At 67.1% G+C, this 21,192-nt stretch carries 18 protein-coding genes and 2 tRNA genes; 12 read left to right on the top strand and 8 right to left on the bottom strand.

The features are described from left to right. Positions 1 to 4 precede the first annotated feature (4 nt). The 4 genes from CFB47_RS27415 to CFB47_RS27400 all read left to right on the top strand — a co-directional run bounded on the left by CFB47_RS27415 (position 5) and on the right by CFB47_RS27400 (position 1,533). Positions 5 to 100 (top strand) — tRNA-Sec (locus CFB47_RS27415). A gap of 56 nt (positions 101 to 156) precedes the next feature. Beyond that, the gene (locus tag CFB47_RS27410; RefSeq protein WP_089427918.1) at positions 157 to 912 is read left to right on the top strand and encodes a Fic family protein; all 756 of its coding nucleotides are present in this window, start codon (positions 157 to 159) and stop codon (positions 910 to 912) included. 110 nt (positions 913 to 1,022) lie between these two features. Then, a tRNA-Sec gene (locus tag CFB47_RS27405) sits at positions 1,023 to 1,122 on the top strand. A gap of 198 nt (positions 1,123 to 1,320) precedes the next feature. After that, the gene (locus CFB47_RS27400; protein WP_089457868.1) at positions 1,321 to 1,533 is read left to right on the top strand and encodes a hypothetical protein; all 213 of its coding nucleotides are present in this window, start codon (positions 1,321 to 1,323) and stop codon (positions 1,531 to 1,533) included. Between the two features lie 75 nt (positions 1,534 to 1,608). On the opposite strand, the gene CFB47_RS27395 is transcribed toward CFB47_RS27400, so the two are convergent. The 3 genes from CFB47_RS27395 to CFB47_RS27380 form a co-directional block, all read right to left on the bottom strand. Then, on the bottom strand, positions 1,609 to 2,034 hold the full coding sequence (locus tag CFB47_RS27395; RefSeq protein ID WP_089462899.1) for an NUDIX hydrolase: 426 nt from the start codon (positions 2,032 to 2,034) through the stop codon (positions 1,609 to 1,611). 317 nt (positions 2,035 to 2,351) lie between these two features. Further along, a complete protein-coding gene (locus tag CFB47_RS27385) occupies positions 2,352 to 3,740 on the bottom strand; it encodes a nucleobase:cation symporter-2 family protein (protein WP_089442905.1) in 1,389 nt (462 codons plus the stop codon). A gap of 142 nt (positions 3,741 to 3,882) precedes the next feature. Beyond that, positions 3,883 to 4,839, bottom strand: coding sequence for a LysR family transcriptional regulator (locus CFB47_RS27380; protein ID WP_089462897.1), 957 nt, complete (start codon positions 4,837 to 4,839; stop codon positions 3,883 to 3,885). A 103-nt stretch (positions 4,840 to 4,942) separates the two neighbouring features. Here CFB47_RS27380 and CFB47_RS27375 point away from each other — a divergent pair, with 103 nt between their 5' ends. After that, positions 4,943 to 5,680: an SDR family oxidoreductase gene (locus CFB47_RS27375; RefSeq protein WP_089462896.1), complete on the top strand. Its 738-nt coding sequence runs from the start codon at positions 4,943 to 4,945 to the stop codon at positions 5,678 to 5,680. An 8-nt stretch (positions 5,681 to 5,688) separates the two neighbouring features. Here CFB47_RS27375 and CFB47_RS27370 read toward each other — a convergent pair whose 3' ends face one another. Next, the gene (locus tag CFB47_RS27370) at positions 5,689 to 6,666 is read right to left on the bottom strand and encodes a LysR family transcriptional regulator (RefSeq protein ID WP_089462895.1); all 978 of its coding nucleotides are present in this window, start codon (positions 6,664 to 6,666) and stop codon (positions 5,689 to 5,691) included. A gap of 133 nt (positions 6,667 to 6,799) precedes the next feature. Here CFB47_RS27370 and CFB47_RS27365 point away from each other — a divergent pair, with 133 nt between their 5' ends. The 3 genes from CFB47_RS27365 (at position 6,800) to CFB47_RS27355 (ending at position 9,212) form a co-directional block, all read left to right on the top strand. Beyond that, positions 6,800 to 7,516 (top strand): SDR family oxidoreductase, encoded by a 717-nt coding sequence (locus CFB47_RS27365; protein ID WP_089462894.1) that lies wholly within the window; start codon positions 6,800 to 6,802, stop codon positions 7,514 to 7,516. A gap of 206 nt (positions 7,517 to 7,722) precedes the next feature. Beyond that, entirely contained in the window at positions 7,723 to 8,058 is a 336-nt protein-coding gene (locus CFB47_RS27360) for a putative quinol monooxygenase (RefSeq protein ID WP_089462893.1), read from the top strand. Continuing rightward, a complete protein-coding gene (locus tag CFB47_RS27355; RefSeq protein WP_089462892.1) occupies positions 8,055 to 9,212 on the top strand; it encodes an iron-containing alcohol dehydrogenase in 1,158 nt (385 codons plus the stop codon). Before CFB47_RS27360 ends, CFB47_RS27355 begins: the two co-directional genes overlap by 4 nt. Positions 9,213 to 9,295: 83 nt before the next feature. Here CFB47_RS27355 and CFB47_RS27350 read toward each other — a convergent pair whose 3' ends face one another. After that, entirely contained in the window at positions 9,296 to 11,476 is a 2,181-nt protein-coding gene (locus CFB47_RS27350; protein WP_089462891.1) for an ornithine decarboxylase, read from the bottom strand. 511 nt (positions 11,477 to 11,987) lie between these two features. On the opposite strand from CFB47_RS27350, the gene CFB47_RS27340 reads away from it, so the two are divergent. Both CFB47_RS27340 and potE read left to right on the top strand, forming a co-directional pair. Further along, the gene (locus CFB47_RS27340; RefSeq protein WP_089462889.1) at positions 11,988 to 14,288 is read left to right on the top strand and encodes an Orn/Lys/Arg decarboxylase N-terminal domain-containing protein; all 2,301 of its coding nucleotides are present in this window, start codon (positions 11,988 to 11,990) and stop codon (positions 14,286 to 14,288) included. A gap of 46 nt (positions 14,289 to 14,334) precedes the next feature. Beyond that, the gene (potE, locus tag CFB47_RS27335; protein ID WP_089457879.1) at positions 14,335 to 15,720 is read left to right on the top strand and encodes a putrescine-ornithine antiporter; all 1,386 of its coding nucleotides are present in this window, start codon (positions 14,335 to 14,337) and stop codon (positions 15,718 to 15,720) included. A gap of 21 nt (positions 15,721 to 15,741) precedes the next feature. On the opposite strand, the gene CFB47_RS27330 is transcribed toward potE, so the two are convergent. Further along, the gene (locus CFB47_RS27330; RefSeq protein WP_089427897.1) at positions 15,742 to 16,650 is read right to left on the bottom strand and encodes a LysR family transcriptional regulator; all 909 of its coding nucleotides are present in this window, start codon (positions 16,648 to 16,650) and stop codon (positions 15,742 to 15,744) included. A 174-nt stretch (positions 16,651 to 16,824) separates the two neighbouring features. On the opposite strand from CFB47_RS27330, the gene CFB47_RS27325 reads away from it, so the two are divergent. Continuing rightward, a complete protein-coding gene (locus CFB47_RS27325; RefSeq protein ID WP_089462888.1) occupies positions 16,825 to 17,409 on the top strand; it encodes a putative glycolipid-binding domain-containing protein in 585 nt (194 codons plus the stop codon). Positions 17,410 to 17,454: 45 nt separating this feature from the next. On the opposite strand, the gene CFB47_RS27320 is transcribed toward CFB47_RS27325, so the two are convergent. Together CFB47_RS27320 and CFB47_RS27315 are read right to left on the bottom strand one after the other, a co-directional pair. Continuing rightward, the gene (locus CFB47_RS27320; RefSeq protein WP_046549856.1) at positions 17,455 to 18,447 is read right to left on the bottom strand and encodes a sulfonate ABC transporter substrate-binding protein; all 993 of its coding nucleotides are present in this window, start codon (positions 18,445 to 18,447) and stop codon (positions 17,455 to 17,457) included. A gap of 299 nt (positions 18,448 to 18,746) precedes the next feature. Next, positions 18,747 to 19,154: a DUF427 domain-containing protein gene (locus tag CFB47_RS27315; RefSeq protein ID WP_089457882.1), complete on the bottom strand. Its 408-nt coding sequence runs from the start codon at positions 19,152 to 19,154 to the stop codon at positions 18,747 to 18,749. A 289-nt stretch (positions 19,155 to 19,443) separates the two neighbouring features. Between CFB47_RS27315 and CFB47_RS27310 the strand changes: the two genes are divergently transcribed. Further along, complete coding sequence (locus tag CFB47_RS27310; RefSeq protein WP_089462887.1) at positions 19,444 to 21,105, top strand: ABC transporter substrate-binding protein; 1,662 nt, start codon at positions 19,444 to 19,446, stop codon at positions 21,103 to 21,105. The last annotated feature ends 87 nt before the right edge of the window (positions 21,106 to 21,192 follow it).

Raw genomic sequence — 21,192 nt, 5'->3', positions numbered from 1 at the left:
CCACGGAAGGCATTCGTATCCGGTGGTACGGCTGGACTTCAAATCCAGTTGGGGGTGTCAGACACTCCCGGGTAGGTTCGACTCCTGCTGCCTTCCGCCATTTGCCATTCCCGACGCGGAGTAAAATGGCGCGCATTGGTCGATTTTGGTGATTTCATGGATTCGTCCGTATCGCTTCTGCTGGAAGCCGTCGATGCCGACAAGGCAAAGCTGGACGCGGCGCGTCCACTTCCGCCGCACACGCTGGCGTCATTGCGCGAAAAGCTGATGCTGGAGTGGACTTACCATTCGAATGCGATCGAAGGCAACACGCTGACCTTGCGGGAAACGAAGGTTGTACTCGAAGGCATTACGGTCGGCGGAAAGTCGCTGCGCGAGCATTTCGAGGCCACCAATCATCGCGACGCGATTCTCTATGTCGAAGAAATCGTCGGCAAGCAGGAGACGCTGTCCGAGTGGCAGATCCGGAATATTCACGGGCTGGTATTGAAGGGGATCGACGACGGCGAGGCCGGCAGGTATCGCCGGGAGAACGTCGTGATCGCAGGCGCAAGCACGACACCACCGGATTTCCTGCATTTGCCGGCTGAAATGGCCGCGCTCATCGATTGGGACACGCAGGCGGGCGCGATGCATCCCGTGGCACGGGCTGCCGAATTGCATACGCGGTTCGTGAAGATCCATCCGTTCGTCGACGGCAATGGAAGAACGGGGCGGCTGCTCCTGAATTTCGAACTGATGAAGTCTGGCTATCCGCCGGCGGTCATTCGCAAGGAAGACAGGCTGGCTTACTACGATACGCTGGACGAGGCGTGCACGACCGGCGACTACAGCGGCATCACGCGCCTGGTGGCCGAGTCGGTGCAGCGCTCGCTCGACGCCTACCTCGGCGTGCTTGGATTGCGCACGTAGCGGGCCATTCCGAACGCCTGTCAGGCTGGTTCGATCGCTGAGGCGTCCTGTCTGGGCCGGTCAGTTCAACTCCGGTAAATGTGCCGTCTGCCGGGTGGTCCTCCTCGCACGGAAGGCATGCGTATCCGGGGAGGGTACGGCTGGACTTCAAATCCAGTTGGGGGTGTCAGACACTCCCCGGGTAGGTTCGACTCCTGCTGCCTTCCGCCACCCCGTTTTCTTGTCGACCCGACACGCTTCAATCAACGTGCAATTGCACGACAGCACCGGCGATTGCAATTGCCAAAACTTGATCGGGAAAAGCACTAAAAGTTTGCGATTTTTTTCCGGGCTATAGTCGAATCACTGAAGGTAGACGCGGCGTCCCTTGCCGATACCGTTCAGGTAATGACTGTAGACGGGTGCAGTATGAAAAATAAAATCGACAAGACCACCGGACCGATCTGGGGTGTGGCTGCAGGATTGCTTCTTGCTGGCGCGGGATTGAGTCTCGGCATTTTCCCGACGTCCCTGCAAAGCTCGGGAAGCGCGAACGACTTCATGGCGTCCGGTATTGCGATGCTCGGCATCTTCCTGGTCGTCTATGCGACACACGAGTTGCGAAGAAGGCGTCCGCACTGAGCGCATACGCGCTGCCGATCCACGCAGGACGATCCGGGCCGGTTTGCCGGCTCGCGAATACGCTCGCCCGTCGCGCTACGTCTTGCTGATTTCGTGTTGATAAACGAGTTCGACGATGCGCTTCGTCGGAATGCTGGCGCGCAACCCTTCGACGCCGTCGATCGGAAACCACTTGCATTTCTCGATCTCGTTGTTTGCTTGCGGCGTCTGGTCCGGGCCGACTTCCGCGAAGAACACGTGATGGATTTTGGCGAGGCCGGTGAACTGCATCGAGTAGACGAGCGGCTGGCCGGTCATGCCCGTTTCTTCGCATAACTCGCGATGTGCGGCGTCGAGCGGCGTTTCCCCGCGCTTGATCGTGCCGCCGGGAAGGGCCCAGCGCGACGCCGCACGGGCAACGAGCAAGACCTGTTCGCCGCGGTAGCAGACGATGGTCGCGCGTTCCTTGACCGGGACGGTGCTCGCTTCAGGGGCGGTATTGGGCGCTAGGGTTTGAGGCATGAAGCAATTCTAACCATCGCGGATCGATCGGCAAAGCGCGTCTGACGTGGTTTGACGATCGATCGTCACGGTTGCGTGTCCGGCCACGCCGCCGCTGCGTTTCGCAGGTTCGAGTCCACGCCCGGCCGGCGCCCGGTCGTCCGCGCCCAGGGGCGGGCGTCGGCATGAAGTGCGCGATGGGCTCCGCCCTTCGCTTCGAATCGGGCGATGTTATCGCTCGATGCCTCGATGCGGGACATATCGTTCGCCATGAAAAAAGCCGCGCGCCCGATGCACCGGTCGCGCGGCTTGAGGGGAGCCGGTCAGGCGTGCCGCCGTTACTTCTTTTCCGGCAGGAACCAGTTCATCACGAGCGCGCAGATGCCGCCCGTCGCCACGCCCGATTCCAGCACGTTCTTCAGCGCGTGCGGCAGGCTGTTGAGGATGTCCGGCACTTGCGACACGCCGAGGCCGAGCGCGAGCGACACCGCGATGATCAGCAGTGCGCGACGATCGAGATGGACGCCCGCGAGGATGTTGATGCCCGATGCGGCCACCGCGCCGAACATCACCATCGCCGCGCCGCCGAGCACGGGCTCCGGCACGGCCTGCAGCACGCCGGCGACGACCGGGAACAGGCCGAGCACCACGAGCATCCCCGCGATCCAGATGCCGACGTAGCGGCTGGCGACGCCGGTGATCTGGATCACGCCGTTGTTCTGCGCGAATACCGAGCTCGGGAACGTGTTGAACACGCCGGCCAGCAGCGAGTTCGCGCCGTTCACGAGCACGCCGCCCTTGATACGCTGCATCCACACCGGGCCTTCGACCGGTTCGTTCGAGATCTTGCTGGTGGCCGTGACGTCGCCGATCGCCTCGAGCGACGTGACGAGGTAGATGATCAGCATCGGCACGAACAGCGCCCACGAGAAGCCGATGCCGAAGTGCAGCGGCGTCGGGACCTGGAACAGCGCGGCCTGGTGCATGCCGGTGAAATCGAGGCGGCCGAGGAACGCGGCCGCGAGATAGCCGATCACGAGCGCGATGACGAGCGCGGTGCTGCGCACCCACACGATCGGCACGCGGTTCAGCAGGATGATCGTGCCGAGCACGAGGCCGGACAGCGTCAGGTTCTCCGCGCTCGCGAAGGTGCCCTTGGCCATCGCGCCAAAGCCGCCGCCCATGCTGATCAGGCCGACCTTGATCAGCGTGAGGCCGATCAGCAGCACGACGATGCCGGTGACGAGCGGCGTGATCAGGCGCTTCACGAACGGCAGGATGCGCGATACGCCCATCTCGACGAACGACCCGGCAATCACGACGCCGAAGATCGCGGCCATCACGGTCTCGACCGGCGTGCCTTGCTTGACCATCAGGCTGCCGCCGGCGATCAGCGGGCCGACGAAGTTGAAGCTCGTGCCCTGGACGATCAGCAGGCCGGCGCCGAGCGGGCCGAAACGCTTGCACTGGACGAAGGTAGCGATGCCGGAAATCACCAGCGACATCGACACGATCAGGGTCGTATCGCGGCTGGACACGCCGAGCGCCTGGCAGATCAGCAGGCCGGGCGTGACGATCGGCACGATGATCGCCAGCAGGTGCTGCAGCGCGGCGACGAAGGCGACCATCGGCGCCGGCCGGTCGTTCGGGCCGTAGACGAGGTCGCGGGCCGAATCTGCGGCGTCGGCGCCGTGGGCGGCGGGTTGGGCGGGAGAGGCGGGTTGCATGGCGAGCGGGCCGGACAAGGTGGAAAGTGCGGCATTTTAGCCGAACGGCCCGCCGGCGCCGCTGCAATAGCGGGGATTCGGCGGATCGGGAAAACGGTGGCGGATCGACGCGCGGGCCGGCCGTGGCCGCGGCGAGCGCCGGTCAGCGGGCCCGCCGCGACGCGGGTGCGGTCGGGATGGCAGTCGGGGCAGTGATCGCATGGAACCCGGGCAGCTCGGGAATCCGCTGCTCCATGAACTGCAGGAACGTGCGGGTCCGCAGCGGCAGATACCGGCGCGACGCGTAGACGAGGTGCAGCGCATGCGGCGGCACCATGTCCCACTTCGGCAGTAACCGGACGAGCTGGCCGCTGTCGATCAGGTCCTGAACGAGCCACGCGGGCCCGCTGCCCACCGCGTTTCCGGCAAGAAAGCATTCCCGCAGCGCCATCGAGCTGTTCACGCGATACCGGCCATGCACAGGAACGACGACCTGCTCGTCGCCGCGCGCGAAGGCCAGTTCGTTGCCGATGTCCGCGCGCGCGTAGCCGACGTACTCGTGCTTCACGAGGTCGTCCGGCCGGCGGAGCTTCTGCGCCCGCGCCACATACGCCGGTGTGGCGACCAGCAGGCGCGGCGACGACGCGATGTGGCGCGCCACGGCATCCGGCGGCAGCAGCTGGCCGAGGCGAATGGCGACATCGACGCCTTCTTCGACGAGGTCGATCACGCGGTCGGTCAATTGGAGCTCGACCTCGATCTCCGGCCACGCGGCGAGGAATTCGAGCACGAGCGCGTTCAGTCTCAGCTCGCCCAGCCCCAGCGGCGCATTGACGACCAGCTTGCCGACCGGCCGCACCGTTTGGCCGCGCACCTCGGCCACCGCGCTCGCGTATTCGTCGATCACGCGCTTGCAGCGATCGTAGAACCGGCGGCCTTCGTCGGTGGGCGCGAGGCTCGTGGTCGAGCGTTCCAGGAGGCGAACGCCCAGTTCCTTTTCGAACGCGGCGACGATCTTGCTGATCGTCGGCTGGCCGGTGCCTTCCTCCCGCGCGACTGCCGAAAAATTGCCGAGCTCGATCGCGCGGACGAATACGCGCATGGATCGCAATGAATCCATCTTATTCCTTTCGGGCATGAATCTTATTCAAGTCTCCCACGTTCCTGCGCAACGGAGAATGACCTAACGTTCGCGAACCTTCAATCCCTGATGAGGAGTCGACATGAACGAGGCAACGCAATCTTCGGCACTGGACGGTGCGCACGTCGTGGTATTCGGCGGGAGCTCCGGCATCGGCCTCGAGGCAGCGGCCACCGCGAAGGCGAAAGGCGCCAGCGTCACGCTGGTCGGCCGGACCCGCGCGACGCTCGAATCCGCCTCACAGGCGATCGGCGGCGCGCGCGTCGCGGTGGCCGACATCGCGGACCGGCAGGCAGTGGAGGCCGTGTTCGACACGATCACGCGCGTCGATCACCTGGTCGTCACGGCCGGCCGGTTCATTGCCGGCAAGCTGAACGAGACCGATCCCGATCACCTGCTCGCCGCGTGGCAGGAGCGTATCGCCGGGCCGGTCTACGCGATCCGCGCTGCATTGCCGCTGATGCCCGCGACCGGCTCGATCGTGCTGACCGGCGGGCAACTGTCGGATCGTCCGGCCGCGCAGGGCGTTTCCGTCATTGCCGCCGCCGTGCGTGGGGTCGAGGCGCTGGCGCAATCGCTCGCGCTGGAACTGAAGCCGATCCGCGTCAACGTGGTGGCGCCCGGTTTCGTCGAGACGCCGCTTTACGACGCGTTCGGCCCGGAAGCGCGCGAGGCGATCCTCGCGGGCGCGGCGGCGGCATTGCCCGGCGGCCGTGTCGGGCGCGCCGATGAAGTGGGGGAAGCGATCGCGTTCCTGTTGGGCAACGGCTTCATGAATGGCGAAATCCTGCACATCGACGGCGGCGGTCGGCTGGTCTGAGCCGCGCGTCAGCCTGCCGCGCGCGTGCCGGTGCGACGAGCCGGCTGGCGCGGCGCGCGACCCTCCGGATACGCGCGCTGGCAGACGGCGATGACCGCATCGCGCAGGCGACGGTGCACGGGGTCGCCGTGCATGCGCGGATGCCACAGCGCGGACACGAGGATCTCGGGCAGGCGCACCGGGATCTCGAAACTGCGTAGCCCGAGCGCCTCCGTGAGCCCCGGCGAGAACGCGTTGCCGAGGCTCGAGCGCGGCACGAGCGCGATCAGGTCGGTGCTGGCCGCGACCCGCATCGCATCGGGGTAGCCCGGTACGACGACCTGCACGGAGTGGTTCGAGCCGGCCTTGTCGGTCGAGTCGTCAGCCGGACCGCCGAAATCGCCCAGCTGCGACGCGATCACGTGACGGCAGGCCGCATAGCGCGCGGGCGTGATCCTGCCCGATGCGAACAGCGGGTGCCCGGCGCGCGCCACGGCGACGTGCCAGTCGTGAAACAGCATGCGGGTGTGCAACTCGGGGGCGTCGTCGCCGCGCTTGCCGATTTCCAGGTCGACGGTGCCGTCGCGCAACGCTTGCGGATCGCGATCGGGCTTCGGGACGAAGCGGACGCGCACCTGCGGCGCGATTTCGGCGAGTGCGGCGACCACCGGGCCGGACAGCATTTCCATGAACGAGGCGGCCGCGCGGAGTGTGAACGTGGAGGCGTGCGTCGCCATGTCCACGTCGGCCGTCGCGGGCCGCAGCACCGCGCGCGCATCGCTGGCGATCGCATGCACGCGGTCGCGCAACGCGGCGGCGTGCGGTGTCGGTACGAGCTTGCGCCCGGCGCGTACGAGCAGCTGATCGCCGGTGGACATCCGCAGCCGTGTGAGCGTGCGGCTCATGGCCGATGTGCTCAGGCCAAGCCGGCGCGCGGCGCCGGTCACGCTGCCTTCCGACAGCAGCACGTCGAGCGCGGTGACGAGATTCAGGTCGATGTCTTCCATGGCGGCAGGATACGCTTCTGGGCGATTTGATATGGCGTTGGATGCAACTATAGGTTGAATCTGGTGCGTCTGGCGCCTGCCGTGAAGCGAACCTATAGTGGCTGCATGACGAAACCCGGCAAAGGCGGAAACCATGCAACCCACTGAATCGAACCGAAACGTCCCTGCGCTCCTGCTCGTCGCGGCCTCGCGCGGCCTCGGGCTCGCGATGGCGGAGGCGTTCCTGGACAAAGGTTGGCGCGTAACGGGCACCGTGCGCGCAGGATCGGGGCGCACAAAGCTGCACGACCTCGCCGACCGGTTCGACGGCCGGCTCGACATCGAGACGCTCGACATCTGCGAACCGGTGCAACTCGCCGCGCTGCGCGAGCGGCTGTCGGGCCGGCGCTTCGACATGCTGTTCGTGAACGCGGGCACGACGAACGAACCCACCGAAACGATCGGCGAAGTGACGACCGACGAGTTCGTGCGCGTGATGGTCACGAATGCGCTGGCGCCGATGCGTGTGATCGAGACGCTGCAGGATCTCGTGACCGACGATGGCCTGATCGGCGCGATGTCGTCGGGGCAGGGCAGCGTCGCGAACAACGTCAGCGGGATGCGCGAGGTCTATCGCGGCAGCAAGGCCGCGCTGAACCAGTTCATGCGCAGCTTCGCGGTGCGCCAGGCCGATACGCGGCGCGCGATGGTGCTGATGGCGCCCGGCTGGGTCCGCACGGAACTCGGTGGGCCGGATGCGCGCCTGACGATCGAGGAAAGCGTGCCGAGTCTCGTCGACGTGCTGATCGAAAAGCGTGTGCGCCCGGGGCTCGAGTATCTCGACTATCTGGGGCGGACGGTGCCGTGGTAGTCGGCGTGTCGCGCGAGTAGCGGCCAATGGCGATCGGCGCTGTTTTCGTGGCGCGGTGGCGGCACTGCGAAGGCCGCGCCGATTCAATACAATGCGACGACCCGCCAGTGACACGGCGTTGCGCCGTCGCGTTCGAATCCCTCCGGTTCGCCGCGCATGGCGTGCGTCCCCGTCGTGACGGCCCCCAGTCGAACCCGGAGCGCAACATGAACGAACCGTACCTGCAGGTCATCGCGCATTTCCACGCCAAGCCCGGCAACGGCGACCGCGTGGTCGAATTGCTCGCGGAGCTCGCGCCGCTGACGCGCGCCGAGCCGAAGAATCTCGACTACGCGTATTTCCGGTCGCCGGAGGACCCCGACCACATCGTGATCCTCGAACGCTACCGCGACGCGGACGGCCTCGACGTGCATCGGGAAACGCCGCATTTCCAGCGGATCGGGTTCGGCGCGATCATTCCGTTGCTCGATCGCCGCGAAGTGTCCAGCTACATGGTGCAGCCCGGCACCGGCGCGGCGACGCCACCGGGAGGCGCCCGATGAACCCGTTTCAATTCCGTACCGTTCCGACGCAGGTCGTCGAATTCGGTGCCGCGCGCCGGCTCGGCGTGTTGTTGCGCGAACGCTTTCCGGCGCTCGTGCGGCTCTGTGTCGTCACCGACGCGTTCCTGCATCGCAGCGGCGTGCTCGCGCCCGCGCTGGAGAGCCTCGCCGCGCACGGCTGGCAAGTCACCGTGATCGACGACGTGATCGCCGATCCGCCCGAGCACGTGGTGCTGGAAGCGACCGAGCGGGCCGTCGCGGCCGATGCCGAGATCGTGCTCGGCCTGGGCGGCGGATCGTCGATGGACGTCGCGAAGCTGATCGCGGTGCTCGCGCCGGGGCAGCAGGCGCTGGCCGACATGTACGGCGTCGACAAGGTCACGAGCGCGCGGCTGCCGCTCGTGCAGATGCCGACGACGGCCGGCACCGGTTCGGAAGTCACGGCCGTGTCGATCGTCACGGTCGGCGAGGCGCGCAAGATGGGCGTCGTGTCGCCGCACCTGTTCGCGGACGTCGCGATCCTCGATGCCGAACTGACGCTCGGCCTGCCGCGTGCGGCCACGGCCGCGACGGGCATCGACGCGATGGTGCATGCGATCGAGGCCTACACGTCCGCGCGCCTGAAGAACCCGGTATCCGACATGCTGGCCGTGCACGCGCTGACGCTGCTGTCGCGCAACCTGCTCGCGGCGTGCGACGACGGCCAGAGCCGCCACGCGCGCGAGGCGATGCTGGTCGGCGCGATGTTCGCGGGGCAGGCGTTCGCGAATGCACCGGTCGCGGCCGTGCACGCGCTCGCCTATCCGGTCGGCGGGATCTTCCATGTGCCGCACGGGCTGTCGAATGCGCTCGTGCTGCCGCACGTGCTGCGGTTCAACGCGGCGGCCGCCGCGCCGCTGTATGCAGAACTCGCGTCGATCGTCGCGCCGTCGGCGACGGGCAGCGATGAAGCGCGCACGCACGCGCTGATCGCCGAGATCGACCGGCTGATCGTCGCGACGGGCATTCCGCGCACGCTGCGCGAGGTCGGCATCGGGGAGGGCGACCTGCCGAGGATGGCATCGGATGCGATGCTGCAGACGCGCCTGCTCGTGAACAATCCGCGCGAGGTGACGGAGGCCGACGCGCTGGAGATCTACCGGCAGGCGTGGTGAGGCGGCGGGCGGGCGCGCCGCCCGTCATGTCCCGCGATGCGCGCAGGACCGCGAGCGGCGCGAGGCCAACCGCCAGGCCGCCGTTACGCGCGTGACGCGTCGGCGCCGGCCGCCACCACGTACGCCGACGCCTGCTTCGTACCGTCCGGCCGCGTGTGCAGATAGACGCCCTGGATTTCCGGCTCGAAACCCGGCAGCGCGTTGATCCCCGCTTCGAGCGCACGGAAGTAGTCGAGCGCCGGGCCGCCCCACCTTTCGCCGGGCACCACGCAGAAGATGCCGGGCGGATAGGGCAGCGCGCCTTCCGTCGCGATCCGGCCTTCGATGCGATCGAGCGTGACGAGCTCGACGTTGTTGCGGATCAGCTCGGCGTTCGCGGCTTGCGGCAGCATCGCCTGCTTCGGGAACTGCGCACGCCGGAACATCTGCTTCTGCAGGTGCTTCATGTCGTGGCTGCGGTAGAAGTCGTGCATCCGCTGGCACAGCTGCCGCAGGCGCATGTCGCCGTACAGCGCCGGATACGCTTCGCACAGCGATGGAATCGCCTCGCGCAGCGGCGTGTCCTGGTCGAGATGGCGCTCGAACTGCGCGAGATGGGCGACCAGATGCTGCAGCTTGCCGAAGCTTTCGGAAGGCGTGAGCAGGAACAGGATCGTGTACAGGTCGGCCTTCTCGGGCACGACGCCGTGCTCGCGCAGATAGCGCGCCAGGATCGGCGCCGGTGCGCCGAACGCCGCGTACGCGTGCGTGTCGCGATCGATGCCGGGCGTCGTCAGCAGCAGCTTGCACGGGTCGACGAAATACTGGTCGTCCGCATAACCCTCGAAGCCGTGCCACGTGTCGGCCGGATGAAAGCGGAAGAAGCGCAGGTCGTCGACGATCTGCTCGGTCGGGTAGTCGGCCCACGGGCGGCCGTCGATAGTCTGGGGAACGAACGGCCGGATCTGGCGGCAGGTCTTCAGCAGCAGCTTGCGCGCATCGACGCCATGCGCGACGCAGTCGCGCCACAGGCGCTTGCCGGCCGGGCCCGCATGCATCTGCGCGTTGACGTCGAGCGCCGCGAACATCGGGTAGAACGGGCTCGTCGACGCATGGATCATGTACGCGTTGTTGAAGCGCCGGTGATCGCAGAAGCGCTTCTGGCCCTCGATGTGGCTGTCCTTCTTGTGAATCTGCGACGTCTGCGAGAAACCGGCCTGCTGCTTGTGCACCGACTGCGTGACGAAGATGCCGGGATCGTCGGGGCCGAGCGTGAGCATCAGCGGCGAGCAGTCCTGCATCATCGGGATGAACTGCTCGTAGCCGACCCACGCCGAATCGAACAGGATGTAGTCGCACAGATGCCCGATCCGGTCGACGATCTCGCGCGCGTTGTAGATCGTGCCGTCGTAGGTGCCGAGCTGGATCACCGCGAGCCGGAACGGGCGCGGCAGGCCGGCGCGCTCCGGTGCGACGTCGCGGACCGCGTCGCGAATGCGGGTTTCGTCGAGCGCTGCGCTGTCGACGCCGCCGATGAGGCCCCACGCGTTGCGGGCGGTCTCGAGGTAGACCGGCCGCGCGCCCGACAGCACGAGCGCGCCGAGGTGCACCGACTTGTGGTTGTTGCGGTCGAACAGCACGAGGTCGTCGGGCGCGAGCAGCGCGCTGGTGACGACCTTGTTCGACGTCGACGTGCCGTTCAGCACGAAGTACGTCTTGTCCGCGTTGTAGATCCGCGCGGCATTGCGCTGCGCTTCCAGTGCGGGGCCTTCGTGGATCAGCAGGTCGCCGAGCCGGACATCGGCGTTGCAGAGGTCGGCGCGAAAGATCGTCTCGCCGAAGAAGTCGAAGAACATCCGGCCGAGCGGGTGGTTCGAGAAGAACTGGCCGCCCTGGTGGCCGGGGCAGTCGAATTCGACATAGCCGCGCTGCACGTATTCGCGCATCACCTTGAAGAACGGCGGCAGCAGGTTCTCGCTGTAGATGTCGGCGGCGGCGGAGATCTGCCGGCCGTAGTAGTGGCGTCCGCCATGGCGGAGCTGGATCACGCCGCTCGCGCTCGGCAGGATCGACGGCGGCACTTCCTGGTCGGGCTCGACCGCGACGAAAAACGGAATCGCGAATCCGGTTCTTTCGACGGTTTTAAGCACCTGTTGCGCCGAATCGATTCCGACGACGATTGCCGCGATATTCGTGAAATCGGTCTGGAATACGTCGACCTGTTCGTGCGTGGTGAGGAAGGCGCCGATCAGCGCCGGCTCGACTGCGATTTTCAACAGGCTCACGCGAACTCTCCCGTAAATGTGCGGAAAACGGGAGCGGCATTCGCACGGGCGCGTAATCCGTGAAATCCGGCACGCGCTGCAGCCGATTGAAACGCTCCCGAGAATGCTGAATGCCGAATGGCGCGGTGCACGAAAAAGCCTTGTACGGTGCGGCCCGGCCGCCGCCGGGCAACGCACGGCGCAGCCGATCGTAGCAACAAACCCTGACGAATTCAATCGACCGGAATCGATCCTCCGATTACCGGGCGAGAGCGATCGAATAATCGGGAGTCGGCGTGCTGCATTGCACATCAAAATGAACCGATCGTGAAACGCGATTTGAAAACGACCGATCGTTTCACCGAATCATCTGCTTTTCATCAAATGGCATCTATGGCATAGTCGGCTCCGAATTGGATGGCGAATCAAACCGGATTTGCGAGCGTCTCATGCCGCCGCCCGTGGCCTGCTGTCCGCGTGCTCGTGAGACGAATTAAACCCAACGAAGCATCGGAACAACGAGGGCAAAAACATGAATACGTCCGTCGGTGGCATTCGTCGTCTCGGCCTGCGCGCGTTATTGGTCGATGACGAGATCACGCAGGAAACCGCGACCGGGCGTGCGGTCCGCACGCTGAGCGCGGAGCTCGTGCAGCGCGACATCGACGTGCTCACGGCCACCTCGGCCGACGATGCGATCATGCTGATCCGTTCCGACCCGTCGATCCAGTGTGTGCTGCTCGACTGGGATCTCGGCGTGGACGGTCATGGGCCGTCCGAGGCCGTGGTCGACGCGATCCGGCATCGCAACGCCAACGTGCCGATCTTCCTGCTGGCCGACCGCAGCGTCGCATCGTCGGTGCCGTCCAGGGTGATGGGGCAGGTCGACGATTTCGTGTGGCTGCTCGAGGATACGGCCGACTTCATCGGCGGGCGCATCCACGCGGCGATCGAACGCTATCGCGCCACCGTGTTGCCGCCGATGTTCGGCGCGCTCGCGAAATTCTCGCGCGTCTACGAATACTCATGGCATACGCCCGGCCACACGGGCGGCACGGGCTTCCTCAAATCGCCGGTTGGCCGCGCATTCTTCGAATACTTCGGCGAAGCGCTGTTCCGCTCCGACCTGTCGATCTCGGTCGGCGAGCTGGGCTCGCTGCTCGACCACTCGGGCCCGATCGGCGAAAGCGAACGCTACGCGGCCCGCGTGTTCGGCGCGCATCGCACGTATCACGTGACGAACGGCTCGTCGACGTCGAACCGCATCATCCTGATGGCGAGCGTGAGCCGCGACCAGATCGCGCTGTGCGACCGCAACTGCCACAAGTCGGCCGAGCACGCGATGACGATGTCGGGCGCGATCCCGACCTATCTCGTGCCGACGCGCAACCGCTACGGGATCATCGGGCCGATCGCGTCGGAGCGCCTCACGCAGGCGGCGATCCGCGAGGCGATCACGTCGAACCCGCTCTCGGCCGGGCTGGCCGATCGCCAGCCGAAGCACGCGATCGTCACCAACTCGACGTACGATGGCCTGTGCTACAACGTCGCGCGCGTCGAGGAGCTGCTCGGCGCGAGCGTCGACCGGCTGCATTTCGACGAGGCGTGGTACGGCTATGCGCGTTTCAACCCGATCTACCGCGATCGCCACGCGATGCACGGCGACCCGCGCGACCATCGTGCGGACCGCCCCACGGTGTTCGCGACGCAGTCGACGCACAAGCTGCTGACCGCGCTGTCGCAGGCGTCGTACATCCACGTGCGAGACGGCCGCAACCCGATTCCACATGGTCAGTTTAACGAAACGTTCATGATGCACGCGTCGACGTCGCCGAACTACGCGATCATCGCGTCGAACGACGTCGCGGCCGCGATGATGGACGGCCCCGGCGGCGCGGCGCTCACGCACGAGTCGATCGAGGAGGCCGTCGCGTTCCGGCAGATGATCGCGCGGATGAACAGCGAGTTCGGCGCGAAGGGCGACTGGTTCTTCGAGTGCTGGCAGCCCGACACCGTGCTCGAGACGCGCACCGGCCGCACGCTGCCGTTCCACGATGCGCCGCCCGAGCTGCTCGCGAGCGACCCGTCGTGCTGGGTGCTGCGCCCGGGCGCGCAATGGCACGGCTTCGGCAATATCGAGGACGGCTACTGCATGCTCGATCCGATCAAGGTGTCGATCGTCACGCCGGGCGTCGCGCCGGCCGGCGGGCTGATGCCGGTCGGCATTCCGGCGAGCGTCGTGACCGCGTATCTCGATGCACGCGGGATCGTCGTCGAGAAGACGACCGACTTCACGATCCTGTTCCTGTTCTCGATCGGCATCACGAAGGGCAAGTGGGGCTCGCTCGTCAGCGCGCTGTGCGACTTCAAGCGCGACTACGACGCTAACCTGCCGCTCGACATGGCGATTCCGTCGCTCGCGAAGGCGCATGGCTCACGCTATGGGGGCATGGGGCTGAAGGACCTGGCCGACACGATGTTCGCGGCGATGGAGCAGCTCGGCACGACGCGGTTGATGTCGGAAGCGTTCTCGATCCTGCCGAAGCCGGAGATGAGCCCGGTGCGCGCATACGAGCATCTGGTGCAGGGCCGCGTCGAGCAGGTCACGCTCGAGGAACTGGCCGGGCGCACGGTCGCCACCGGCGTCGTGCCGTATCCGCCGGGCATTCCGCTCCTGATGCCGGGCGAGAACGCGGGGGCGGCGGACGGCCCGGTGCTCGGCTACCTGAAGGCGCTCGAAGCGTACGACCGGCGCTTCCCGGGCTTCGCGCACGATACGCACGGCGTGGAAGTCGAGGACGGCACGTACCGCGTGTATTGCCTGACGGCCTGAACGCGCGACCGGCCGCGCGGCGGCCTCACATCGAGGGATCGACATCATGGAAAACACAGCGCGCATGTCCGACGCGGCCACCGCGGCCGCGCCGAAGAACCGGATGAACGTCTGGCAATTGACCATCCTCACGGCGGTCAACATGATGGGCTCCGGCATCATCCTGCTGCCGTCGAAGCTCGCGCAGGTCGGCACGATCTCGCTGCTGTCATGGATCGTCACGGCCGGCGGCTCGCTCGCGCTGGCCTATGCGTTCGCGCGGTGCGGGATGCTGAGCCGCAAGCCGGGCGGGATGGGCGGCTACGCGGAATACGCGTTCGGCAAGGCCGGCAACTACATGGCGAACTACACGTACGGGCTGTCGCTCGTGATCGCCAACGTCGCGATCGGCGTCACGGCGGTCGGCTACGGCACCGTGCTGTTCGACGCGACGCTGTCGCCGCTGCAGACCGGCCTGTGGACGATCTTCCTGCTCGTGCTGACGACGGTCGCGAACTTCGGCGGCTCGCGCATCACCGGCCGGATCGGCGCGGTGACGGTGTGGGGCGTGATCATTCCCGTCGTCGTCGTGTCGCTGATCGGCTGGTTCTGGTTCAGCGGCGCGACCTGGGGCGCCGCATGGAATCCTAACAACCTGCCGTTCGGGCCGGCCGTCGGCAGCTCGATCGCGGTGACGCTGTGGGCGTTCCTCGGGCTCGAATCGGCGTGCGCGAACTCGGACGCCGTCGAGAATCCGGAACGCAACGTGCCGATCGCCGTGCTCGGCGGCACGATCGCGTCGGCGATCTTCTACATCGTGTCGACCAACGTGATCGCGGGGATCGTGCCCAACGCGATCCTCGCGAAGTCGAACGCACCGTTCGGCATCGCGTTCGCGACGATGTTCACGCCGACGGTCGGCACGATCGTCACCGCGCTGATGGTGATCGCGTGCATCGGCTCGCTGCTCGGCTGGCAGTTCACGGTCGCGCAGGTGTTCAAGAGCTCGGCGGACGTCGGCTACTTTCTGCCGGTGTTCGCGCGTGCGACGCGCACCGGCACGCCGATCGTCGGGATGGTGATCCTGCTGGTCGCGCAGGTCGCGCTGGCGTTGATGACGATCAGCCCGGAGCTGAGCAGCCAGTTCCAGAAGATCGTCGATCTCGCGGTCGTCACGAACCTCGTGCCGTACGTGATGTCGATGGCCGCGCTGATCACGATTCAGAAGGTCGCGAAGGTGCCGCCGGCGAAGGCGCTGCTGACCAACGTGATCGCGATGGTGGCGACCGCGTACAGCTTCTACGCGCTGTTCAGCTCGGGCGAGCAGGCGCTGATGCTTGGCGGCCTGTGCGTGTTCCTGGGCTGGACGCTGTTCGGTTTCGTCAGCGCGCGCTTCTACCAGATGGAAGTCGACGCCCACGTGAAGGAGCCGGGGAAGTCGCTGCAGGCGTGACGGGGGCGGTGGGCGCCGCCGTTATCGGGCAGGGCGGGCCAGCAGCGGCGGGAGGTCCTGCTTCAGCAGGTCGACGACGGCTCGCACGCGCGGCGGCAGCGGCCGCTGCGCATGCACGAGCACGTTGAGCGCGAAGTCGGGAATCACGTAGTGCGGCAGGAGCTCGACGAGCGTACCGGCCGCGAGCGCGTCGGCGCACGCCGGCTGCTGGACCACGCCGATGCCGCCGCCGGCCACGATCGTGTCGAACATCGGGCGCCAGTGGCTCGTCGTCATGATCGTGCGGATGCGCGCGTAGTCGAGCGCGTCGCCGTCGCGCCGCAGCGGCAGCCGTTCGCTGGCGAAGACGCCTTTCACGCGGACGAACGGATGGTTCGCGAGATCGGCCGCTGTGTCGATCGGGCCGTGCCGCTCGAGATACGACGGCGCGGCAACGAGCCGGCGGCCGACCGCACCGACCGGATGCGCGACGAACCCGCCGTCGCCGAGCTGGCCGACGCGGATCGAGATGTCGACGCCTTCCGTGACCGGATCGACGATGTCGTCGTTCAGGACCAGGTCGATGTGCAGGTTCGGATACGCGCTGCGGACATGCATCAGCACACCCGGCAGCACGACCTCGCCGATGCACTGCGGCGCCGCGAGCCGGATCGTGCCGTCGAGGGCGTTCTCCGTCTTCGACACCGACGCGACCGCGTCGTCGGCCGCTTCGAGCAGTTCCTTGCTGCGTTCGTAGAAGATCCGGCCTTCTTCGGTGCACGTGAGGGTGCGGGCACTGCGCAACAGCAGCCGTGTGCCGAGATGCTTCTCGAGCCGCTCGATGCGCTCGCTGACGGCCGGCTGGCCCATGTCCAGATCGCGCGCCGCGCCGGACATCGTGCCGCGCTCGACGACCCTCACGTAGATGCGCATCGTCGCCAGCAAATCCATGAAGTCGCGCCCCTTGTCCGGTTCCGGTTGATGCCGATCGACGGATGGTATCAAAGCAGCGCTGCCCGAAGGTACGCGGCGAACCGATACTGATCATCGGTCGGCGAAGCCGCGTGTGTTCGCCGGTGCGATGGGGGACAATCGGCATCCGTGCGATCGACGGGAGACGACGACATGACGCAACAGGATGACGCGGTGCGCACGCGCTGCGTCGCATGGCAGATCGTGCAGACGTGGCAGGCCGCCGAATGGTGCCGGCTCGTCGAATCGCGAACGGGAATCGATCTGTCGGGATCGGTGTCGGGTGCGATCGACGGCTCGCCGTTTCGCATCGATTACGCGATCGCATGCGGCGCGGACTGGCTTACCCGTTCGGCGCGCGTGACGCGGTGGAACGGCACGGCGCCGCCACGGCAATGGGACATCGCGTGCGATGCAGGGCAGTGGACGATCGATGGCGTCGATGCGCCGGCGCTCGCGGGCGCGACCGATATCGATCTCGGCTTCAGTCCGTCGACCAATACGCTGCCGATCCGGCGGTTGGGGCTCGCCGTCGGCGAATCGGCCGAGATTCGCACGGCGTGGCTGCGCTTTCCGGATGTCGCGTTCGTGCGCGGCGAGCAGCGCTATACGCATACGGCGGAGCGCGTGTACCGCTACGAAAGCGGCACGTATGCGGCCGATATCGCGGTCGACGAAGCGGGCCTCGTCACCGACTACGACGAATGGCGGCGCATCGGCGCGGCCGCCGCGCGCTGATTCGCGCGTACCGCGCCGAGCGTCGGCGGCACCGGCACCGGCGCGTCAGCGTGCGCTCGCGACCGACAGCTTGCCCGGAATCAGCTTCAGCGCGCTGAATGCGTCAGCGATGTTCTGCTGATACGCGAGCGTCGCGTCGCTGATCGGCTGCACGCCGTAGCCGGCGCGCTTGAGTGCGACTTCGAGCGTCGGCGCGTCGAGGCCGACGAGCGGCGACAGTTGCGTGGCGACTTCGGGCACATGGTCGCGCGCCCAACGGTCGACCGCGTCGACTTCGTCGAGCAGCGCGCGCACCACCTGCGGGTGAGCGGCCGCGTATTTGCGCGCGGCGAGGTAGTACTGCGTATTGCGCACGAGCCCTTCGCCGTTCGCGATCACGCGCGCGCCGATCTGCCGCTCGGCGGCGGCCAGGTACGGATCCCAGATCACCCACGCATCGACGTTGCGCTGCACGAACGCGGCGCGTGCGTCGGCGGGCGTCAGGTAGATCGGCTGGATGTCGGCATACGTGAGCCCCGCATGTTCGAGCGCTTTCACGAGCAGGTAATGGACGTTCGAACCCTTGTTGAACGCGACCTTCTTGCCGCGCAATTGCGCGACGTTGCGGATCGGCGAATCGGGCAGCACGACGATCGCCTCGCCCTGCGGCGCGGGCGGCTCGTTGCCGATGTAGACGAAGTCGACGCCGCCCGCCTGCGCGAAGATCGGCGGCGTCTCGCCGACCGTGCCGACGTCGATCGCGCCGGCGTTCAGGCCCTCGAGCAATTGCGGGCCGGCCGGAAATTCGAGCCACTGCACGGTGACGCCCTGGCTCGCGAGCCGTTTCTCCAGTGTGCCGCGCGCCTTGAGCACGACGAAGTTGCCGTATTTCTGGAAACCGACGCGCAGCCGCGTGCCGCTGTCTTGCGCATGAGCCGGCAGGCCCGCGAGCGGGCCAAGCGCGAGCCCGGCCAGCCCGGCGGCCGCGCCTTGCAGCCACTGGCGGCGATGTGGGTTTGCGGGTGTCGGTTCAACGTCTGCGTGCGGTGTGTCGTTCATCGAGGCGTCCTGCGGGCGGGTTCACGGGCCGCGCGCGAAAGACGGCGCGGCCGGCGCAGGGCGGGGCCCGATGCGGGCGCTGCGCGCCACGGGCCGGCCCGCGCCGGATTCAGGACGATACGGCCGCGCAGGCCGACGGCCAACCAACGAATCCGCATATGCAAATCAGCGGCGGGCCAGGTGGGCGGGTGCGGGCCCGGGATCGGCACGGGAACCCGCCGGCACGGCGCGCCGTGCCGGCGAATGCGCCCACGCGCACGCGCAGCCGCCCGGAATTCGACGAACGGCTGTCACGACCCTCAATCGGAGCCGGCCGGGCTTTCCTCGATCGAATCGACGCGATCCGGATAGAACGCGAGGTGCCCGCGGATCCCGTCGACGGCCGGATAGGGTGCCTCGTAGGTCCAGACGGCATTCACGGCGCGCTCGCCGCCCACCGGAATCGAGTAGTACGCGGCGTCGCCCTTGTACGGACAGTACGTCGCGTGGTTGGTGCGTTGCAGCAGTGTCAGGTCGGCGTCCTCGCGCGGGATGTAGAACACCGCCGGGTAGGCGGCTTCGCGCAGCGCCAGCGCGCGGCGCGTATCCGCGACGACCCTGCCGGCCGCCTTGACCACGACGCGCCGCGGGTGCAGTTCGACCGTGATCGGGTGATCGGGGCCCGGCGTCTTCACCGGGCGAGCAGACGTTTCGGAGCTGACGGGCATCGTGTGTCCTCCTGGAATCGGCGGCACGGGCGCGCCGGGCGAATCCCGGCGCGCCCGTGCCGGCGTTGGCCAGCCGATACGATGCGCCATTTCGGGCGAGTCTGCAGGGGGCCGGAAGACGACGGCGCGAGACGGCCGCCCGACGTTCGCGTGGACGTTTTCATGCACGGGCAGCGGGATGCATCCACGACGATAAGCAACGCGAAATTAATTGGTAAGCGATCGGCGGGAGGCGCGCGAAGATCGGCCGTCTTCATTTGTATGACAGCGCTCTCCTGTCCCCGTCACCATGAAAAACGCTTTCGTTTCGTCAGCCGCGCGTCGTGCGCGTGGCGTCCCCCATGCCGCGATCGTCCTGCGCTGTCTCGCGGCGTCGCTGCTGCTCGCCGGCGCGGCCACGCACGCGCTTGCCGCGCCGTCCGGCAAGACGCTCGTGTATTGCACCGAAGGCAGCCCGGCCGGCTTCGATCCGGGCCAGCATACGACGAGCACCGATTTCGATGCGAGCACGTACCCGGTCTACAACGGGCTCGTGCAGTTCAAGCGAGGCACGCTCGATCTCGAGCCGGCGCTCGCAACGAGCTGGGACGTGTCGCCCGACCAGCGCACGATCACGTTCCACCTGCGGCGCGACGTGAAATTCCAGACCACCGCGTGGTTCAAGCCGACGCGGCCGTTCCAGGCCGACGACGTCGTGTTCACGTTCCACCGGATGCTCGATCCCGACGATCCGTTCCGCAAGGCCTATCCGGTCAGCTTCCCGTATTTCAGCGACCTCGGCTTCGACCGCAACATCGAGCGCATCGACAAGGTCGACGACTACACGGTGCGCTTCGTGCTGAAGACACCCGACGTCGTGTTTGTGCGCAATCTCGCGATGGCGTTCGCGTCGATCCTGTCGGCCGAGTATGCGTCGCAGCTCGCGGCGCGCCATCGCGAGGCCGACATCAACCAGTTCCCGGTCGGCACGGGGCCGTTCCTGCTGCGCACGTACCAGAAGGACGCGCTGATCCGCTATGACGCGAATCCCGACTACTGGAAGCCGGACGACGTGAAGCTCGCGCGCCTCGTGTTCGCGATCACGCCCGATCCGGCCGCGCGCCTGCAGAAGCTGGTGGCCGGCGAGTGCCAGGTATCGGCGTTCCCGCGGCCGGCCGATCTCGACACGGTGCGGCGCGACCCGAAGCTGACGTTGTTCTCGGGGATGGGCTTCAACGTCGGCTTCGTCGCGTACAACACGCAGCATGCGCCGCTCGATCGCGTCGACGTGCGGCGCGCGCTCGACATCGCGATCGACAAGGCGGCGATCGTGAAGACCGTGTTCAACGGCGACGCGAAGATCGCGACGAACCCGATGCCGCCCGCGCAATGGTCGTACAACCCGCGCCTGAAGGACGCGCCGCGCGACCCGGCGGCCGCGAAGGCGCTGCTCGCGCAGGCCGGTTTCCCGAACGGCTTCGACCTGACGCTGTGGGCGATGCCCGTGCAGCGCCCGTACAACCCGAACGCGCAGTTGATGGCGCAGCTGATCCAGCAGGACTGGGCGAAGATCGGCGTGCGCGCGAAGATCGTCAGCTACGAATGGGGCGAATACAATCGCCGCGCGAAGCACGACGGGCAGCACGACGCGATCCTGTACGGCTGGTCGGGCGACAACGGCGACCCCGACAACTGGCTCGGCACGCTGCTCGGCTGCGACGCGGTGCACGGCAGCAATCTCGCGAAGTGGTGCAACCAGGATTTCGAGAAGCTGGTGGACGCGGCGCGCTCCAATGGGGATGTCGCGAAGCGCACGGCGCTGTACGAGCAGGCGCAGGTCGTGTTCAAGGACCAGGTGCCGTTCACGCCGATCGCGACGTCGATCGTGTCGCTGCCGATCTCCAAGCGCGTGCACGGGCTGACGTTCTCGCCGCTCGGCGGGCATCGCTTCGACGGGGTCTGGCTGGATTGACGGGCGGGCCGCGCGGACAAGTGTTTTCGTCCGCGCGGTGCGATGAAGGGAAAGGCCGGCGCGATACGGTGCGCGCCGGCTACCGGC

Origin of the sequence: Burkholderia sp. AU27893 (assembly GCF_002223205.1) — a bacterium.
Classification (GTDB): Bacteria; Pseudomonadota; Gammaproteobacteria; order Burkholderiales; family Burkholderiaceae; genus Burkholderia.
Note: the sequence above shows the minus strand (reverse complement) of the source record. Positions and strands in the feature narration are given on the sequence as shown.

Excerpts from the sequence above, each read along its gene's own strand:
- CFB47_RS27410 (WP_089427918.1), top strand. The coding sequence starts at position 157 with ATGGATTCGTCCGTATCGCTTCTGCTGGAAGCCGTCGATGCCGACAAG.
- CFB47_RS27400 (WP_089457868.1), top strand. The coding sequence starts at position 1,321 with ATGAAAAATAAAATCGACAAGACCACCGGACCGATCTGGGGTGTGGCT.
- CFB47_RS27395 (WP_089462899.1), bottom strand. The coding sequence starts at position 2,034 with ATGCCTCAAACCCTAGCGCCCAATACCGCCCCTGAAGCGAGCACCGTC.
- CFB47_RS27385 (WP_089442905.1), bottom strand. The coding sequence starts at position 3,740 with ATGCAACCCGCCTCTCCCGCCCAACCCGCCGCCCACGGCGCCGACGCC.
- CFB47_RS27380 (WP_089462897.1), bottom strand. The coding sequence starts at position 4,839 with ATGGATTCATTGCGATCCATGCGCGTATTCGTCCGCGCGATCGAGCTC.
- CFB47_RS27375 (WP_089462896.1), top strand. The coding sequence starts at position 4,943 with ATGAACGAGGCAACGCAATCTTCGGCACTGGACGGTGCGCACGTCGTG.
- CFB47_RS27370 (WP_089462895.1), bottom strand. The coding sequence starts at position 6,666 with ATGGAAGACATCGACCTGAATCTCGTCACCGCGCTCGACGTGCTGCTG.
- CFB47_RS27365 (WP_089462894.1), top strand. The coding sequence starts at position 6,800 with ATGCAACCCACTGAATCGAACCGAAACGTCCCTGCGCTCCTGCTCGTC.
- CFB47_RS27360 (WP_089462893.1), top strand. The coding sequence starts at position 7,723 with ATGAACGAACCGTACCTGCAGGTCATCGCGCATTTCCACGCCAAGCCC.
- CFB47_RS27355 (WP_089462892.1), top strand. The coding sequence starts at position 8,055 with ATGAACCCGTTTCAATTCCGTACCGTTCCGACGCAGGTCGTCGAATTC.
- CFB47_RS27340 (WP_089462889.1), top strand. The coding sequence starts at position 11,988 with ATGAATACGTCCGTCGGTGGCATTCGTCGTCTCGGCCTGCGCGCGTTA.
- potE (WP_089457879.1), top strand. The coding sequence starts at position 14,335 with ATGGAAAACACAGCGCGCATGTCCGACGCGGCCACCGCGGCCGCGCCG.
- CFB47_RS27330 (WP_089427897.1), bottom strand. The coding sequence starts at position 16,650 with ATGGATTTGCTGGCGACGATGCGCATCTACGTGAGGGTCGTCGAGCGC.
- CFB47_RS27325 (WP_089462888.1), top strand. The coding sequence starts at position 16,825 with ATGACGCAACAGGATGACGCGGTGCGCACGCGCTGCGTCGCATGGCAG.
- CFB47_RS27320 (WP_046549856.1), bottom strand. The coding sequence starts at position 18,447 with ATGAACGACACACCGCACGCAGACGTTGAACCGACACCCGCAAACCCA.
- CFB47_RS27315 (WP_089457882.1), bottom strand. The coding sequence starts at position 19,154 with ATGCCCGTCAGCTCCGAAACGTCTGCTCGCCCGGTGAAGACGCCGGGC.
- CFB47_RS27310 (WP_089462887.1), top strand. The coding sequence starts at position 19,444 with ATGAAAAACGCTTTCGTTTCGTCAGCCGCGCGTCGTGCGCGTGGCGTC.